Raw genomic sequence first — 18,083 nt, forward strand, 5'->3', positions numbered from 1 at the left:
GAGTAAAATAAAGAGGTGCGAATAGATGAAACAAAGTATGGTGTTTAGTCCTACATTACGAGAAGTGCCAGCAGATGCTGAAATTAAAAGTCATCAGTTACTGCTTCGTGCAGGTTTTATGCGTCAAAACGCTTCTGGGATTTATAGTTTTCTACCATTAGGATTAAAAGTATTGCATAAAGTAGAACACATTATTCGTGAAGAGATGGAACGTGCGGGAGCAGTAGAATTATTAATGCCTGCATTGCAAGCAGCAGAATTATGGCAAGAATCAGGTCGTTGGTACTCTTACGGTTCTGAGCTGATGCGTATGAAAGATCGTAATGATCGTGAATTTGCATTAGGAGCAACGCATGAAGAAGTGATTACAGATCTTGTCCGTGATGAGATTAAATCGTATAAAAAATTACCTTTAACGTTATATCAAATTCAAACGAAATTCCGTGATGAACAACGCCCACGTTTTGGATTATTACGCGGAAGAGAATTTTTAATGAAAGATGCGTATTCTTTCCATGCAACACAAGAAAGTTTAGATGAAGTGTATGATCGTTTATTCCAAGCGTATTCTAATATTTTTGCTCGCTGTGGTCTGAACTTCCGTGCTGTTATTGCGGATTCTGGTGCTATGGGTGGTAAAGATACTCATGAATTTATGGTATTATCCGATGTAGGAGAGGACACAATCGCGTATTCTGATACATCTGATTATGCAGCCAATATTGAAATGGCTCCTGTTGTTGCTACTTATACAAAGAGCGATGAAGCGGAAAAAGCGCTTGAAAAGGTAGCGACGCCAGATCAAAAAGCAATTGAAGAAGTATCTGCTTTCTTAAACATTGAACCATCTCAGTGTATAAAAACAATGGTATTTAAAGTAGATGAAAAATTTGTTGTTGTACTTGTTCGCGGAGATCATGAAGTAAATGATATAAAAGTGAAAAATGTATATGGCGCTTCAGTTGTCGAACTTGCTTCGCACGAAGAGGTAAGAAGTTTATTGAATTGCGAAGTAGGATCTTTAGGGCCAATTGGGATGGCAGAGGATGTAGAAGTGATTGCTGACCATGCTGTAGCGGCAATTGTAAATGGTTGTTGCGGTGCAAATGAAGAAGGGTTCCATTATGTAAACGTAAATGCAGAGCGTGACTTTAAAGTAAACCAATACGCAGATTTACGATTTATTCAAGAAGGCGACCAGTCTCCAGATGGAAAAGGTACAATTCGTTTTGCTCGCGGAATTGAAGTTGGTCATGTCTTTAAGTTAGGAACGCGCTATAGTGAAGCAATGAATGCAACATTCTTAGACGAAAACGGAAAAACAAAACCACTTATTATGGGTTGTTATGGTATCGGTGTTTCTCGTACAGTAGCAGCGATTGCTGAACAATTTAATGATGAGAATGGATTAGTATGGCCAAAAGCGGTTGCACCGTTCCATGTACATGTTATTCCAGTTAATATGAAGTCTGATGTGCAACGTGAAGTTGCTGAAAATATTTACACTTCCTTACAAGAGCAAGGATATGAAGTGTTATTAGATAATCGTACAGAACGTGCAGGTGTTAAATTTGCTGACGCTGATTTATTTGGCCTACCAGTTCGTGTAACGGTTGGTAAGAAAGCAGACGAAGGAATTGTAGAAGTAAAAGTACGTGCGACAAATGAATCCGCAGAAGTAAAAGTGGAGGAACTTCACACGTATATTGCTGATATTTTAAAATAAAAAGAGGTACCTCGCTATGAGGTACCTTCTCTTTCTTTGAAGGGCATTTCAATTTATAATAGCAGATGGAAGGAGGTTGCTTATGTCATTAACAAATGAACAGCAAGAGCGTTTTCATATTTTGCTTCAGCAATTGCAAATACCAGAAGATCTCGTGAATCGATATTTACAAGGCGGCGGTATTCAAAAGTTAGTTGTTGATAAGGCGAACAAAAGCTGGCATTTTGCTTTACAAGTGCCGCGCATTTTGCCAACAGAACTGTATGAATTGCTTGAAAGACAGCTTAAGCAGTCATTTTCTCATATTGCAAAAACATCATTTGCATTAGAAGCCGAGAGCAAACAGTTTACGGAAGAAGAAGTGAAAGCGTACTGGTCGCTATGTACAGAGAGAATTACAATTTCTCCTATGTTTGCATATTTAAAGAAGCAACTTCCCCATGTAAATGGTGTGAAGTTGTTACTAGATGTAAAGAATGAATTAGAAGCAACAGCATTAAAGAAAAATATAGCTAAGTCTGTTGGTGATCAATATGAAGTGTTTGGATTCCCGCGATTTCAAGTGGATACCAATGTAAAGAAAAATGATGAAGAAGTTCAAAAGTTTAGAGAACAAACTGAGCAAGAAGATCGACAGCGCGTCATACAGGCTATGGAAGAAATGGCGAAGAAACAAGCTGAAGAAAGCGAAGTTGTACATGAAGGTCCTGTTGTACTTGGTTATCTTATTAAACCTGATGAAGAAATTACACCGCTGCGTGAAATTCAAGACGAGGAAAGAAGAAAAACCGTTCAAGGATATGTTTTCCATGTGGAAACGAAAGAACTTCGTAGCGGACGTACATTATTAACGTTAAAAATAACGGATTACACAGACTCCATTATGATAAAAATGTTCTCGCGTGATAAGGAAGATATTCCGGTGTTACAATCGCTGAAAAAAGGAATGTGGATTAAAGCACGAGGATCGGTTCAAAATGATACGTTTGTTCGCGATTTAGTGATGATTGCGAATGATATTAACGAAATAACAGGACCTTCTCGTAAAGATAAAGCGCCAGAAGGTGAAAAGCGAGTAGAGCTGCATTTGCATACACCGATGAGCCAAATGGATGCCGTGACATCAGTATCTAAGCTTGTTGCACAAGCTGGAAAGTGGGGGCATGAAGCGATTGCGATTACCGATCATGCTGTGGCACAATCTTTCCCAGAAGCATATTCAGCAGGGAAAAAAGCAGGGATAAAGGTCATTTATGGTGTAGAAGCTAACTTAGTAAATGATGGAGTTCCAATTGCTTATAATGAAGAGCACAGATTGCTTGAGGATGAAACATACGTTGTTTTTGACGTTGAAACAACAGGATTATCCGCGGTATATGATACGGTGATTGAATTAGCGGCAGTAAAGATAAAAGGCGGAGAAATTATCGATCGGTTTGAATCTTTTGCAAATCCGCATCAACCGCTATCAGCGACAATTATCGAGTTAACAGGCATTACAGATGATATGTTGACAGACGCACCAGAAGTAGGAGAAGTATTTAAAAAGTTTCAAGCGTGGATGGGCGATCATACACTTGTTGCCCATAATGCAAGTTTCGATATGGGATTCTTAAATGTAGGATTTAAAAAATGTGGTTTAGATAAACCAAAGAATCCAGTTATTGATACATTGGAGTTAGCTAGATTCCTATTCCCAGACATGAAGAATCATCGTTTAAATACACTTTGTAAAAAGCTTGATATTGAATTAACGCAGCATCACCGTGCGATTTATGACACGGAAGCAACAGGATATTTACTTGCGAAAATGCTGAAAGAGGTTATTGAAAAAGGATTTGAATATCATGACCAATTAAATGACAGCATGGGACAAGGTGATTCGTATAAACGAGGAAGACCAAGTCACGCTACGTTGCTTGCTACGTCTGATGAAGGGCTAAAAAACTTATATAAACTTATTTCCTATTCGCATGTGAATTATTTTTATCGTGTACCACGAATACCGAGATCGTTATTGAAAAAGCATCGAGAAGGTATATTAGTAGGGACAGCTTGTGATAAAGGTGAAGTATTTGAAGCGATGATGCAAAAAGCACCGGAAGAAGTAGAAGAAATTGCGCAGTTTTATGATTATATTGAAGTAATGCCTCCAGAAGTGTTACGACATTTAGTAGAGCTAGAATTAGTTCGAGATGAAGGACAATTGAAAACGATCATTTCTAATTTAGTAAAATTAGGTGAAACGTTAGATAAACCAGTTGTTGCGACTGGTAATGTCCATTATTTGAATCCAGAAGATGCTATTTATCGTAAAATTTTAGTAAGTTCGCAAGGCGGTGCAAATCCGTTAAATCGTCATTCTTTACCACCGGTATATTTCCGTACAACAGATGAAATGTTAGATTGTTTCTCTTTCTTAGGGGAAGAAAAAGCAAAAGAAATTGTTGTCACAAATACACAAAAAATTGCATCGTTAATCGGTGAGGTTCATCCGGTAAAAGACGATTTGTATACACCGAAAATTGAAGGTGCAGACGATGAGACGCGCGATATGAGTTACAAAATGGCGCGCAGTATTTATGGAGAAGAACTTCCAGAAATTGTAGAAGCTCGTTTGGAAAAAGAATTAAAAAGTATTATTGGGCATGGCTTTGCTGTTATTTATTTAATCTCACACAAATTGGTGAAAAAGTCACTTATAGATGGTTACCTTGTAGGTTCACGTGGATCGGTTGGATCATCATTTGTGGCGACAATGATGGAAATTACAGAAGTAAATCCATTGCCCCCGCATTATGTATGTCCAAAGTGTAAGCAATCAGAATTCTTTAATGACGGTTCTGTCGGATCTGGTTTTGACTTACCGGACAAAAATTGTCCAAACTGTAATGTTCCATATAAAAAAGATGGACATGATATTCCGTTCGAAACGTTCCTTGGTTTTAAAGGAGATAAGGTGCCGGATATTGATTTGAGTGTGACACGTTCTTAACTGAAAAGGTTAAGCACTAGCATCTGCTAGTAGAACTGCTATTCTGAAGTATGGAATGATGGAGTAACGTCCTGAAACATCCTCACTGAAGCTACGGCAAGCGATAGCGATATTGCAAACATCAACATCGTTTGAAGCCCGTTAAAGTAGGCTGAAGTTCACCCTAACGTAAAAGACGAGGAAAGGGAGATATAAATCTTCTGTGAATGATAGGTCTGGTGTCTATAAAATCCCTATGGTTAGAATCAGTAGAATGACTGGGACGAACCCTCGACTGACTTTTCGTGAATGTCACGTTATAGAAATATAACGGGGTCCAAAGAGGACTTCCAAGTGTGGATGAGTAAGCGTTTGGTTATGAAAATCCATACTGTGTTACAGGCACAGTCAAGCTTGGCGGAATTTAGGGGGAACCTAAGGGGATTATGTACAGATAAGAATAGTGGAACGTGTGAAGCTTTCGACATAAGAGAAGATTGCACTTCGATGACGATGGTATGTGGAAAGGCAGATGCTATAACACATTTTACGAAAGTGGCAGTAGTGCCGTAGTACCGCTTAATGAAATGCCGAAGATGACTGAATAACCAATAAGTCGGAGGATAAAAACATTTCAGAGGGAAGGGCACAAGTCGTTAACGTTGAAAACAAAACCTACAAAAGTCAGATTCGTGTATGACAAAAGAGAAACGAAAACTTCATAAGGAAGTGATTAGTTGGCTGACTTGATTAAGCTGAGAACGGAAGTAGGGAATCCAAAACTTAGTTTATAAACTTCGACAAAGTTAACGATGGAACGCCGTGTGAGTGTGAAAGCCTCATGCACGGTGTGGAGTGGGGGAAAAGCTGGAGATAATATCAAATGCTTACCTATCACTATATTTTTCCGGAGAATATCAACCGCGTGCACATAACTACACAAAGGTGCTATTTGGTGAAGATTATGTGTATCGTGCTGGAACAATTGGTACAGTTGCAGAGAAAACGGCTTACGGTTATGTAAAAGGGTATGCGTCGGATCATAATTTAACAATCCGAAATGCTGAAGTGGATCGCCTTGTTGCAGGATGTACAGGTGTAAAACGTACAACTGGACAGCATCCAGGTGGTATTATCGTTGTACCAGATTACATGGATATCTTCGATTTCTCACCAATTCAGTATCCTGCTGACTCTGTTGGAGCAGAATGGAGAACGACACACTTTGACTTCCATTCCATCCATGATAATTTATTGAAACTTGACATACTTGGACACGATGATCCAACTGTTATTCGTATGTTACAAGATTTAAGTGGAATTGATCCAAAGACGATACCAACAGATGACCCCGAAGTAATGAAGATTTTTTCTAGTCCAGAATCTTTAGGGGTAACAGAGGAACAAATTAATTGTAAGACAGGTACACTTGGTATACCGGAGTTTGGAACAAAATTTGTAAGACAGATGTTAGAGGAAACAAAACCAACAACATTTTCCGAGCTTGTCCAAATTTCTGGACTATCGCACGGTACAGACGTATGGCTTGGAAATGCCAACGAGTTAATTTATAACGGTACATGTACATTAAGTGAAGTTATCGGTTGTCGTGATGACATCATGGTGTATTTAATTTATCAAGGGCTAGATCCGTCATTGGCCTTTAAAATCATGGAGTCAGTGCGTAAAGGTAAAGGTGTGCCGGAAGAATGGGAAGAGGAAATGCGTAATAACAATGTACCTGGGTGGTATATTGATTCATGTAAGAAGATTAAGTATATGTTCCCTAAGGCGCACGCGGCAGCTTACGTATTAATGGCTGTGCGCATTGCCTATTTCAAAGTGCATTTCCCGCTCTTATTCTATGCAGCATACTTTACAGTACGAGCTGATGATTTTGATGTAGATGTAATGGCAAAAGGATCAGCGTCAATTCGTGCAAAAATTGAGGAAATTGCACAAAAAGGATTGGATGCTTCGCCAAAAGAGAAGAGTTTGTTAACTATATTAGAAATGACATTAGAAATGTGTGAACGTGGTTATTCTTTCCAAAAGGTTGACTTATACCGTTCGCATGCAACAGATTTTATTATCGATGGAGATACATTAATTCCTCCATTTAACGCAGTGTCTGGTCTTGGGACAAATGCAGCAATTAGTATTGTAGAAGCGCGTAAAAATGGCGACTTTTTATCAAAAGAAGATCTGCAACAAAGAAGTAAGCTTTCTAAAACAATTATTGAGTATTTAGATAGTCAAGGTTGTTTAGGGGATTTACCAGATCAAAACCAATTATCACTGTTCTAATGGGTAGGAAAAGTCTTTACAAATCAACATTTTCTATGGTACACTATTAACCGAGATAACCATGTCATGTATATTTTTCGAAAAGAAGAGTGGGGAAACCCACTCTTTCGTGTTACTATCTATGTTTTACCTACAATTGTAGGTGGGACATTTCTGTCGTATATACATATTTTGTTACAAGTTTTACTTCTTAAATTTGGTAATACTAAGACAGATATTCCCTGCTAAGCGGCAGGGGCTTTTGTTAGCTAACAAGAAAGAATAAGACAGGCTGCTTTATGATAAAGCAGGGCTTTTCTTTCAAATGGTACATGGCGGCAGGAAGGAGGCTGTTTATGGATAAGAAAGTCACAGAAGTTGTTGAAGCACTTGCGCAGCCGATTGTTGAAGAGTTAAATCTTGAACTTGTAGATGTAGAATATGTGAAAGAAGGAAAAGACTGGTTCCTACGCGTATTCATCGATTCTGAAACCGGAGTCGACATTGAAGAATGCGGTGCGGTAAGTGAACGTTTAAGTGAAGCTTTAGATAAAGAGGATCCAATTCCTCATCTGTACTTTTTGGATGTATCATCTCCAGGAGCGGAACGCCCATTAAAGAAAGAAAAAGACTTCGAACAAGCTGTAGGAAGTCAAGTAGCCATTAAAACATACGAGCCGATTGATGGTGAAAAGATGTTTGAAGGAAAATTGCTTTCTTATGATGGTACAACAATTACATTATTATTAACGATTAAAACACGTAAAAAAGAAATCCAAATTCCAATGGATAAAGTTGCCAATGCGCGACTTGCAGTTACGTTTTAGTTAGAAGGGGGATCCTCATGAGCACTGAGTTGTTAGATGCTTTGCTCGTATTAGAATCAGAAAAAGGTATTAGCAAAGATATTATTATTGATGCGATTGAAGCAGCTTTAATCTCTGCTTATAAGCGCAATTTTAACCAAGCACAAAATGTTCGAGTTAGCTTTAATCCGGAAGTAGGGACAATTCAAGTTTTAGCACGTAAAGATGTTGTTGATAACGTATTTGACCCACGTCTTGAAATTTCTGTGGAAGAAGCAAGACAAATTAATCCAAACTATCAAAATGGTGATGTACTAGAAATTGAAGTAACGCCAAAAGATTTTGGACGCATTGCGGCGCAAACTGCAAAGCAAGTTGTCACACAACGTGTACGCGAAGCAGAGCGCGGCGTTATTTATTCAGAATTTAGCGATCGTGAAGAAGACATTATGGTCGGTATTGTTCAAAGACAAGATGCTCGCTTTATTTATGTAAGCTTAGGAAAAGTGGAAGCACTTTTACCAGTAAGTGAGCAAATGCCAAATGAACAATATAAACCACATGATCGCATCCGTGTATTCATTACAAAAGTCGAAAAAACGACAAAAGGACCACAGATTTACGTATCACGTACACACCCTGGTCTTCTAAAGCGTTTATTTGAAATGGAAGTTCCAGAGATTTATGATGGAACAGTAGAGATTCGTTCTGTTGCACGTGAAGCAGGCGATCGTTCTAAAATCTCTGTATATGCGGAGAATATTGATGTTGATCCAGTTGGTTCTTGCGTGGGGCCGAAAGGGCAGCGTGTACAACGCATTGTAGATGAACTAAAAGGTGAAAAAATTGACATTGTTCGTTGGTCAAATGATCCAGTAGAATATGTTGCCAATGCATTAAGTCCATCACAGGTCGTATCAGTACTTGTGAATGAAGAAGAAAAAGCAACAACTGTTATCGTTCCAGACCATCAGCTTTCGTTAGCAATTGGTAAGCGTGGACAAAACGCGCGTCTTGCGGCAAAATTAACGGGCTGGAAAATTGATATTAAAAGCGAGTCTGATGCGAAACAACTTGGTATTGTAACAGAAGAAGACAACATGATCGCATTCGATTCAGTTGAAGACGAAATCGAATAGAGGTGATGAGTATGAGCAATCGAAAAGTTCCGTTACGAAAGTGCGTTGTAACGCAGGAAATGAAGCCGAAACGAGAGCTCGTTCGCATTGTTCGTTCCAAAGAAGGTGAAGTGTCTATTGATTTAACTGGAAAAAAATCAGGACGCGGCGCATATTTGTCACTGGACAAAGAATGCATTCTTCAAGCACAAAAGAAGAACATTTTGGAACATCATCTAAAAGCGAAAATCGACAGTTCTCTCTATGAAAAACTTCTTGAACTTGTTGAGAAGGAGTCGAAATAAGTGTCCGATTGGAAATCGTTTTTAGGCCTAGCAAATCGTGCCCGAAAAATTATTTCGGGTGAAGAACTTGTTTTAAAAGAAGTACGAAGTGGCAAGGCGAAGCTTGTATTGCTTTCTGAGGATGCGTCTGCGAACACGACAAAGCGCATCACAGATAAAACCACGTACTACAACATACCAATGAGAAAAGTCGAAAATCGACAACAATTAGGGCATGCGATTGGGAGAGACGAACGAGTCGTTGTAGCTGTGTTAGATGAGGGCTTTGCGAAAAAGCTGCGTAGCATGCTCGATACAACTTACCGGGGGTGAAGGTATGAGTAAGATTCGAGTATATGAATATGCAAAGAAGTACAATATTTCAAGTAAAGATATTATTACAAAACTAAAAGAAATGAATATTGAGGTTTCGAATCATATGACAATGTTAGACGATGAAGTAGTAAACAAATTAGATAATGAGTATAATAATGAAGCGAAAAAACCTTCTGTTGCAGATGAGTTTGAAGTAGAAGAAAAGGTTGTTCGCAGCAAAAAGAACAGCAATAAGAAAAAGAAAAAAGGCAAAGGAAATCAAGATAAACGTCAAGAGAACTTTGCTGGAAAACAGCAAGCGCAAACTGTAGAAACACCAGATAAAATTACTTTCTCTGGAACGCTTACAGTAGGAGAACTTGCGAACAAACTTGGCAAGGAGCCATCTGAAATTATTAAGAAGCTCTTTATGCTAGGAATTATGGCAACGATTAACCAAGATCTTGATAAAGATACAATCGAGTTAATTGCAGGCGACTACGGTATTGAAGTAGAAGAAGAAGTAGTTGTAGATGAAATTGAGTTCGAAACATTTATCGATGAGCAAGATGAAGAAGAAGGGGACTTAAAAGAGCGCCCAGCTGTTGTAACAATTATGGGTCACGTTGACCATGGTAAAACAACATTACTTGACTCGATTCGTAATTCAAAAGTAACTGCTGGTGAAGCAGGTGGAATTACGCAACATATTGGTGCATACCAAGTAGAAGTAAATGATAAGAAAATTACATTCTTAGATACTCCAGGTCACGCGGCGTTTACAACGATGCGTGCTCGCGGTGCACAAGTAACGGATATTACAATTCTTGTTGTAGCAGCTGATGACGGTGTAATGCCACAAACAGTTGAAGCGATTAACCACGCAAAAGCTGCAGGAGTACCAATTATTGTAGCTGTGAATAAAATGGATAAACCAGCAGCAAATCCAGATCGCGTTATGCAAGAATTAACGGAGTATGAATTAGTACCAGAAGCTTGGGGTGGCGATACAATCTTTGTACCAATCTCAGCGATTAAAGGTGAAGGAATTGACAATTTATTAGAAATGATTCTTCTTGTAAGTGAAGTAGAAGAATATAAAGCAAATCCAAATCGCTATGCAACAGGTACTGTAATTGAAGCGCAACTTGACAAAGGAAAAGGTACAATCGCAACATTACTTGTACAAAACGGTACACTTCGCGTTGGTGATCCAATCGTTGTTGGTACAACATACGGTCGCGTTCGTGCAATGGTAAATGATATTGGCCGTCGTGTAAAAGTTGCTGGACCATCTACTCCTGTTGAAATTACAGGTTTAAATGAAGTTCCACAAGCAGGCGATCGCTTTATGGCATTTGCTGACGAGAAAAAAGCACGTCAAATTGGTGAATCACGTGCACAACAAGCATTGCTTGCGCAACGTGGTGAAAAGTCTAAATTAAGCCTAGAAGATTTATTCCAACAAATCCAAGAGGGCGATGTAAAAGAAATTAACTTAATCGTTAAAGCTGATGTACAAGGTTCTGTAGAAGCAATGGCTGCATCACTTCGCAAAATTGATGTAGAAGGCGTTAAAGTGAAAATTATTCATACAGGCGTAGGTGCGATTACAGAATCTGATATTATTTTAGCTTCTGCATCTAATGCAATTGTAATTGGATTTAACGTACGTCCAGATGTGAATGCGAAGCGTACAGCTGAATCTGAAAATGTTGACATTCGCTTGCATCGTATTATCTATAAAGTAATTGAAGAAATTGAAGCAGCAATGCGCGGTATGCTTGATCCAGAATTTGAAGAGAAAGTAATCGGTCAAGCTGAAGTTCGTCAAACGTTTAAAGTAACAAAAGTTGGAACGATTGCTGGATGTTATGTGACAGACGGTAAAATTACGCGTGATAGCGGCGTGCGTATTATTCGCGATGGCGTTGTCATTTATGAAGGACAGCTTGATACATTAAAACGTTTTAAAGATGATGTAAAAGAAGTAGCACAAAACTATGAGTGCGGTATTACAATTGAGAAGTACAATGATATTAAAGAAGGAGACATCATTGAAGCATTCATTATGGAAGAAGTGAAGCGATGATTATCGCTTCACTCTCATTCGAATGCATCATATACGATGTGCATTCTTTAAAAGAGAAACGAGCAATTTTACAACGTGTGCTAACCCGCGTGAAACAGCGATATAATGTCGCTGTTTCTGAAGTGGGGCACCAAGATGTATGGCAACGTACGGAAATTGCAATTGTTTCTGTATCCTCAAATCGCGTTGTCTGCGAGAAAGAAATGAATCGTGTACTGGAGTATATCGACTCGTTTCCGGAGATAGAACGAACGATAACGCACTTGGAATGGTATTGAATGAGGTGAATAGTTATGAAATTACGTGCAAACCGTGTGGGAGAGCAAATGAAAAAAGAATTAGGCGATATTATTAGTCGCAAAATTAAAGACCCACGTGTTGGATTTGTCACAGTAACAGATGTAAAGGTAAGTGGAGATTTACAAATTGCCACAGTATATATTTCTGTTTTAGGAGATGAAGAACAGAAAGAAAATACATTAAAAGGCTTAGCGAAAGCGAAAGGGTTTATTCGTTCAGAAATTGGCCAACGTATTCGTCTTCGTAAAACACCAGAAATCTCCTTTGAATTTGATGAATCTATCGGATATGGTCATCGAATTGATACACTTTTACATGAAATTAATAAAGAAGGTAAACGTGAAGAATAATGGATAGACATTTGTCTATCCATTTTTTCAATAGAAAGTTTGTTTTACATATTAGATATGTAAGTAGACAAGCATAGTGAAACATATTTACTTAACTTTTGCAAAAGGATAACAATGAGGTGAACATATGGAAGGTGTAGTATTATTACATAAACCAAAAGGAATGACTTCGCATGATTGTGTATTTAAGTTGCGAAAAATATTACGTGAAAAGCGAATTGGTCACACAGGTACATTAGATCCAGATGTAACAGGAGTGTTACCGATTTGTGTGGGACGTGCTACAAAGATTGCACAATTTTTGACAAGTGAAACAAAAACTTATGAAGGTGAAGTGACATTAGGATTTTCAACTACTACTGAAGATGCTTCTGGTGAAGTAGTTGAAAAACAAGATGTAAATCGCACAATTACACAAAAGGAGATTGAAACGGTACTAGCAGAATTGACAGGTACGCTTGAACAAGTGCCACCTATGTATTCGGCTGTAAAGGTAAATGGGAAAAAATTATATGAGTATGCGAGAGCAGGGCAAGAAGTGAAGCGCCCAGTTCGTACCATTACAATTCATGAGTTTACACTACTTGACGACCGCGAAACATTTGAAGGTGCAAATATTTCATTCCGTTTCCGTGTTACATGTAGTAAAGGAACGTATGTGAGAACATTGGCAGTTATGATTGGTGAAAAACTAGGATTCCCGGCACATATGTCTGATCTTGTTAGAACGGCTTCAGGAGAATTTCAGCTACATGATTGCGTATCATTTGAAGAAATTGAGGAAAACATGCAAAATGGAACAGTAGAGTCTGTTTTTATTTCAATTGATGAAGCGTTAAGTAAGTTTCCAAAAATAGTGGTAGACGAGAACCAAGCAGAAAAAATAAAAAACGGTATGTTTTTAAAAAATGAACTGCAGGCAGAAGCTCCATTTATTACAGTATTTGACCGTAATAATCATTGTTTAGCGATTTATGAACATCATCCAAAACGTCCAGGCATGTTAAAGCCAATGAAAGTACTTGTGAATAATCAAGAATTAAAGCTATAATGAAGTATTAGAAGGATTATTACAGAAAAAGGTGAACGCAAGCGTGAAACTCATTCATTTAACTCATCCCCATGATTTAAATAAACTAGAATTACCACCTACTGTAATGGCATTAGGATATTTTGATGGCATTCATTTAGGACATCAACGTGTAATTCAAACGGCAAAAAAAATAGCGGATGAAAAAGGATGGAAAAGTGCGGTCATGACATTTCATCCACACCCATCTGTTGTATTAGGGAAAAAAGAAGCACATGTGGCATATATTACACCGCCAAGTTTGAAAGAAAAAGTAATTGCAGATTTAGGTATTGACCTACTATATGTGGTGAAATTTGATGAATCATTCGCCGGATTATTACCACAGCAGTTTGTCGATGAATATGTTATTGGGCTAAATGTTAAGCACGTAGTAGCAGGATTTGATTATTCATATGGACGTTTAGGGAAAGGTACGATGGAGACTTTGCCATTTCATGCAAGAGGGGAGTTTACACAAACCGTGATTGAAAAAGTTGAATTTCAAGAAGAAAAAGTAAGTTCTACAGCGTTACGAAAATTCATTCGTAATGGAGAAATGGAACAAATTCCATCTATTTTAGGTAGACCTTATACGGTAGAAGGAAAAGTTGTTCACGGTGATAAACGTGGGCGTCAAATTGGTTTTCCAACTGCCAATGTTGCTTTAAATGGTGACTATTTATTGCCGCCTGTTGGAGTATACGCAGTGCGATTAAAGGTTCATGATAATTGGCATGATGGTGTATGTAACATTGGATATAAACCAACTTTTAAAGAAAATGAGCGCCAGCTATCGATTGAAGTACATGTATTCCAATTTAGTGAAGATATTTATGATCAGACTGTTACTGTTGAATGGCATATGCGTATTCGAGAAGAAAAGAAATTTCATGGCATCGATGAATTAGTTGCACAAATTGCTGAAGATAAAAATACAGCACAAGAATATTTTAAGACAAAAAAGAATGTGCTTGCTTTTTCCAATGAAAAGTAGTATTCTATGTTATGTACTTTATGACAACCATTGCTTGGCATAGCGACTCACCGACGCATGCTAGGGAATTGGGGGTTTACTTATTAGGAGGTGAAATAGGATGGCTTTAACACAAGAGCGTAAAAATGAAATCATTGCACAATTTAGAACTCATGAGACTGATACTGGTTCTCCAGAGGTTCAAATTGCTGTCCTAACAGAGCAAATTAACACTCTAAACGAGCACTTACGTACTCACAAGAAAGATCATCATTCACGCCGTGGTCTATTAAAGATGGTTGGTAAACGTCGTAACTTACTTACTTACCTTCGTAATAGCGATATCACACGTTACCGTGAATTAATCACAAAGCTTGGCTTACGTCGATAGTCAAAAAAGCGGGAATCTTCCCGCTTTTTTGTTAGGTAAAAATATATCTTCTACTCTTTATAGCTTACTTAATTTTCGGTAATACTAAAGGGAGAATATTTTGATATATAATCCATTTACATAGAAGAAGTGAATATTTTAAATTGAGAGGGGTACTTAAATGAGTCAAGAAAAGCAAGTCTTCTCGATAGATTTAGCTGGTCGCCAGCTAACAATTGAAACAGGTCAGCTTGCAAAACAAGCGAATGGAGCAGTATTAGTAAGATATGGCGATACAGCAGTTCTATCTACAGCAACTGCATCAAAAGAGGCAAAGGATGTAGATTTCTTCCCGCTTACAGTAAACTATGAAGAGCGTTTATATGCAGTCGGAAAAATCCCAGGTGGTTTCATTAAGCGTGAAGGACGTCCAAGTGAAAAAGCAATTTTAGCAAGTCGTTTAATTGACCGACCAATTCGTCCGCTTTTCGCAGATGGTTTCCGTAATGAAGTACAAGTTGTCAGCATTGTAATGAGTGTTGATCAAGATTGTTCTTCTGAGATGGCAGCTATGCTTGGTTCTTCATTGGCATTATCTATTTCAGATATTCCATTTGAAGGTCCAATTGCAGGAGCAACAGTAGGCCGCATTGACGGTAAATTTGTTATTAACCCAACGGTAGAACAACAAGAGAAAAGTGATATTCACCTTGTTGTAGCGGGTACAAAAGACGCGATTAACATGGTAGAAGCAGGAGCTGATCAAGTACCTGAAGAAACAATGTTAGAAGCAATTATGTTTGGTCATGAAGAGATTAAACGTTTAATTGCTTTCCAAGAAGAAATTGTACAAGCTGTCGGGAAAGAAAAAATGGAAGTAAAACTTTATGAAGTGGATGCTGAACTGGAAAAAGCTGTACGTGAAATGGCAGAAAAAGATATGCATACTGCAATTCAAGTACATGAAAAGCATGCGCGTGAAGATGCAATTAACGAAGTAAAACAACGTGTCATTGCTCATTATGAAGAGCAAGAAGTTGAGGCGGAAGTATTAGGACAAGTAAGTGAGATTTTATACAAAATTGTCAAAGAAGAAGTACGTCGTCTTATTACCGTTGAAAAAGTTCGCCCAGATGGACGTAAGAGTGATGAAATTCGTCCTTTAGCGTCAGAGGTTGGCATTTTACCTCGTACACACGGTTCTGGTCTATTTACACGTGGACAAACACAAGCATTAAGTATTTGTACGTTAGGTGCATTAGGCGATGTGCAAATTTTAGATGGTCTTGGTGTAGAAGAATCGAAACGTTTTATGCATCATTACAATTTCCCTTCTTTCAGTGTTGGTGAAACAAGACCGATGCGTGGACCAGGTCGCCGTGAAATCGGTCATGGAGCATTAGGAGAACGTGCTCTTGAACCGGTAATTCCATCTGAAAAAGATTTCCCATATACAGTACGTCTTGTATCTGAAGTTTTAGAATCTAATGGTTCTACTTCACAAGCAAGTATTTGCGGTAGTACGTTAGCAATGATGGATGCGGGTGTACCACTTAAAGCGCCAGTTGCTGGTATCGCAATGGGACTTGTGAAATCTGGTGAGCATTATACAATTTTAACAGATATTCAAGGTATGGAAGACCATTTAGGTGATATGGACTTTAAAGTGGCAGGTACAGCAAAAGGTGTAACTGCTCTGCAAATGGACATTAAAATCGATGGCCTCTCTCGTGAAATCTTAGAAGAAGCATTACAACAAGCTAAGATTGGACGTATGCACATTCTGGATCATATGTTATCTGTTATTGCTGCACCTCGTAAAGAGCTATCTGAATATGCTCCGAAAATTATTACGATGGCAATTAATCCGGATAAAATCCGTGATGTTATCGGGCCAAGCGGTAAACAAATTAACAAAATTATTGAAGAAACAGGCGTGAAGATTGATATTGAACAAGACGGTACAGTCTTTATTTCTTCAATTAACCAACAGATGAATGAGAAAGCGAAGAAAATCATCGAAGATATCGTTCGCGAAGTGCAAGTAGGAGAAATCTACTTAGGAAAAGTAAAACGTATTGAAAAATTCGGTGCATTCGTAGAATTGTTCAGCGGTAAAGATGGTCTTGTTCATATTTCTGAACTGGCTCTTGAGCGTGTAGGTAAAGTGGAAGACGTTGTGAAAATCGGTGATGAAATTTCAGTGAAAGTAATCGAGATTGATAAGCAAGGTCGTGTAAACTTATCTAGAAAAGTATTGCTAAAAGAAGAGCAAGAAAAAGAGGCAGCAAAAGAAGAAGCGACACAAGAATAAAAATGAAGAAAAAAGCCAGATTTCTGGCTTTTTTTGTTATATAAAAAAATATACATAATATAGATTTTTATATGTAGCAAGGTATAGTTTTTATAATAACGCTCAAATTAACAAAGATAAGAAGAGAATATATGGCTCTTTTTGCATAGTTAATGGGAGGGTTTATATGAAAACTCGTATATTTATATATCTAGCAGCATTCTTATTTTGTACCGGGCTATTTTCATCCTCAGTGTTTGCCAATGATGAGTTGTATGCCGAAATTCAAAAGCAAGCTAAACAATATTTTATTGCTCCGCAAAATGCAGTGATTGATAAAATTTGGAAAGCAACACCAGGGTATAATGGCAAAGAAGTGGATGTAGAAGCATCCTATAAGAATATGAAGAAATTGCAAAAATTTAATGAAAAACAACTCGTATTTCGAGAAATATCACCTACTATTCATTTAGAAGACTTAGCCCCTGCTCCTATTTATCGTGGTCATCCACAGAAAAAAATGATTGGGTTAACAATCAATGTAGCTTGGGGAAATGAATATTTACCGCGCATATTAGAAACGTTGAAAAAGCACAATGTTAAGGCAACTTTCTTTTTGGAAGGACGCTGGGTGAAAGAGAATGTAAGGTTTGCGAAAATGATTGTAGATGAAAAGCAAGAGATAGGAAATCATTCGTATACGCATCCTGATATGAAAACGTTGTCCACACCTCAAATAAAAGAACAATTACAAAAAACAAATCAAATTATTGAAGCAACGACCAATCAAAAAGTTCGATGGTTTGCGCCGCCAAGTGGAAGTTTCCGCGATGAAGTTGTAAAGATGGCCGATGATTTAAAGATGGGGACGATTATGTGGACAGTTGATACGATTGATTGGAAACGACCAGAGGCAGATGTACTTTTGCAAAGAGTGATGCGGAAAATACATCCAGGTGCTATCGTGTTAATGCATCCTACATCTTCGACAGCGGAAGCACTTGATTCGATGATTAGACAAATGAAAAACAAGGGATATAAGCTTGGAAATATTTCAGAATTAATGGATGAAAAACGGATTGATTAAATACATTTGCATGACATTCATGTGCAAACTTGTTATC

At 38.0% G+C, this 18,083-nt stretch carries 13 protein-coding genes and 2 pseudogenes; all 15 read left to right on the plus strand.

The window, feature by feature from the left end; genetic code table 11:
* Window positions 1–25 precede the first annotated feature (25 nt).
* The 15 genes and pseudogenes from MR058_RS13870 to MR058_RS13940 all read left to right on the plus strand — a co-directional run bounded on the left by MR058_RS13870 (window position 26) and on the right by MR058_RS13940 (window position 18,046).
* Window positions 26–1,726 (plus strand): proline--tRNA ligase, encoded by a 1,701-nt coding sequence (locus MR058_RS13870; RefSeq protein WP_242144550.1) that lies wholly within the window; start codon window positions 26–28, stop codon window positions 1,724–1,726.
* Between the two features lie 82 nt (window positions 1,727–1,808).
* Window positions 1,809–4,706: pseudogene (locus tag MR058_RS13875) on the plus strand (PolC-type DNA polymerase III); the annotation flags it as partial.
* An 885-nt stretch (window positions 4,707–5,591) separates the two neighbouring features.
* Window positions 5,592–7,007: pseudogene (locus MR058_RS13880) on the plus strand (PolC-type DNA polymerase III); the annotation flags it as partial.
* A 335-nt stretch (window positions 7,008–7,342) separates the two neighbouring features.
* Complete coding sequence (rimP, locus tag MR058_RS13885; RefSeq protein WP_012094909.1) at window positions 7,343–7,813, plus strand: ribosome maturation factor RimP; 471 nt, start codon at window positions 7,343–7,345, stop codon at window positions 7,811–7,813.
* Window positions 7,814–7,830: 17 nt separating this feature from the next.
* A complete protein-coding gene (gene nusA, locus MR058_RS13890) occupies window positions 7,831–8,931 on the plus strand; it encodes a transcription termination factor NusA (RefSeq protein ID WP_012094908.1) in 1,101 nt (366 codons plus the stop codon).
* An 11-nt stretch (window positions 8,932–8,942) separates the two neighbouring features.
* Window positions 8,943–9,215 (plus strand): RNase P modulator RnpM, encoded by a 273-nt coding sequence (rnpM, locus tag MR058_RS13895; protein ID WP_242144551.1) that lies wholly within the window; start codon window positions 8,943–8,945, stop codon window positions 9,213–9,215.
* The gene (locus MR058_RS13900) at window positions 9,216–9,527 is read left to right on the plus strand and encodes a YlxQ family RNA-binding protein (RefSeq protein WP_017151266.1); all 312 of its coding nucleotides are present in this window, start codon (window positions 9,216–9,218) and stop codon (window positions 9,525–9,527) included.
* 4 nt (window positions 9,528–9,531) lie between these two features.
* Window positions 9,532–11,601, plus strand: a complete 2,070-nt coding sequence (infB, locus tag MR058_RS13905) for a translation initiation factor IF-2 (protein ID WP_242144552.1) — start codon at window positions 9,532–9,534, stop codon at window positions 11,599–11,601.
* Complete coding sequence (locus MR058_RS13910; protein WP_242144553.1) at window positions 11,598–11,879, plus strand: DUF503 domain-containing protein; 282 nt, start codon at window positions 11,598–11,600, stop codon at window positions 11,877–11,879. Before infB ends, MR058_RS13910 begins: the two co-directional genes overlap by 4 nt.
* Before the next feature lie 15 nt (window positions 11,880–11,894).
* Complete coding sequence (rbfA, locus tag MR058_RS13915; protein ID WP_012094903.1) at window positions 11,895–12,251, plus strand: 30S ribosome-binding factor RbfA; 357 nt, start codon at window positions 11,895–11,897, stop codon at window positions 12,249–12,251.
* Between the two features lie 127 nt (window positions 12,252–12,378).
* Complete coding sequence (gene truB, locus MR058_RS13920; protein ID WP_242144554.1) at window positions 12,379–13,302, plus strand: tRNA pseudouridine(55) synthase TruB; 924 nt, start codon at window positions 12,379–12,381, stop codon at window positions 13,300–13,302.
* 43 nt (window positions 13,303–13,345) lie between these two features.
* Window positions 13,346–14,317: a bifunctional riboflavin kinase/FAD synthetase gene (ribF, locus tag MR058_RS13925; RefSeq protein WP_242144555.1), complete on the plus strand. Its 972-nt coding sequence runs from the start codon at window positions 13,346–13,348 to the stop codon at window positions 14,315–14,317.
* Window positions 14,318–14,417: 100 nt separating this feature from the next.
* Window positions 14,418–14,687 (plus strand): 30S ribosomal protein S15, encoded by a 270-nt coding sequence (gene rpsO / locus MR058_RS13930; protein WP_001229392.1) that lies wholly within the window; start codon window positions 14,418–14,420, stop codon window positions 14,685–14,687.
* A gap of 160 nt (window positions 14,688–14,847) precedes the next feature.
* Window positions 14,848–16,980 (plus strand): polyribonucleotide nucleotidyltransferase, encoded by a 2,133-nt coding sequence (gene pnp, locus MR058_RS13935; protein ID WP_242144556.1) that lies wholly within the window; start codon window positions 14,848–14,850, stop codon window positions 16,978–16,980.
* Between the two features lie 166 nt (window positions 16,981–17,146).
* Window positions 17,147–18,046, plus strand: coding sequence for a polysaccharide deacetylase family protein (locus MR058_RS13940; protein ID WP_242144557.1), 900 nt, complete (start codon window positions 17,147–17,149; stop codon window positions 18,044–18,046).
* The last annotated feature ends 37 nt before the right edge of the window (window positions 18,047–18,083 follow it).

This window comes from Bacillus cereus group sp. BfR-BA-01430 (assembly GCF_022663115.1).
In the GTDB taxonomy this organism is placed as follows: Bacteria; Bacillota; Bacilli; order Bacillales; family Bacillaceae_G; genus Bacillus_A; species Bacillus_A cereus_BD.

Bases quoted from the DNA above. Each gene is read 5' to 3' on its own strand.
- MR058_RS13870 (WP_242144550.1), top strand. From the start codon at position 26: ATGAAACAAAGTATGGTGTTTAGTCCTACATTACGAGAAGTGCCAGCA.
- rimP (WP_012094909.1), top strand. From the start codon at position 7,343: ATGGATAAGAAAGTCACAGAAGTTGTTGAAGCACTTGCGCAGCCGATT.
- nusA (WP_012094908.1), top strand. From the start codon at position 7,831: ATGAGCACTGAGTTGTTAGATGCTTTGCTCGTATTAGAATCAGAAAAA.
- rnpM (WP_242144551.1), top strand. From the start codon at position 8,943: ATGAGCAATCGAAAAGTTCCGTTACGAAAGTGCGTTGTAACGCAGGAA.
- infB (WP_242144552.1), top strand. From the start codon at position 9,532: ATGAGTAAGATTCGAGTATATGAATATGCAAAGAAGTACAATATTTCA.
- MR058_RS13910 (WP_242144553.1), top strand. From the start codon at position 11,598: ATGATTATCGCTTCACTCTCATTCGAATGCATCATATACGATGTGCAT.
- rbfA (WP_012094903.1), top strand. From the start codon at position 11,895: ATGAAATTACGTGCAAACCGTGTGGGAGAGCAAATGAAAAAAGAATTA.
- truB (WP_242144554.1), top strand. From the start codon at position 12,379: ATGGAAGGTGTAGTATTATTACATAAACCAAAAGGAATGACTTCGCAT.
- rpsO (WP_001229392.1), top strand. From the start codon at position 14,418: ATGGCTTTAACACAAGAGCGTAAAAATGAAATCATTGCACAATTTAGA.
- pnp (WP_242144556.1), top strand. From the start codon at position 14,848: ATGAGTCAAGAAAAGCAAGTCTTCTCGATAGATTTAGCTGGTCGCCAG.
- MR058_RS13940 (WP_242144557.1), top strand. From the start codon at position 17,147: ATGAAAACTCGTATATTTATATATCTAGCAGCATTCTTATTTTGTACC.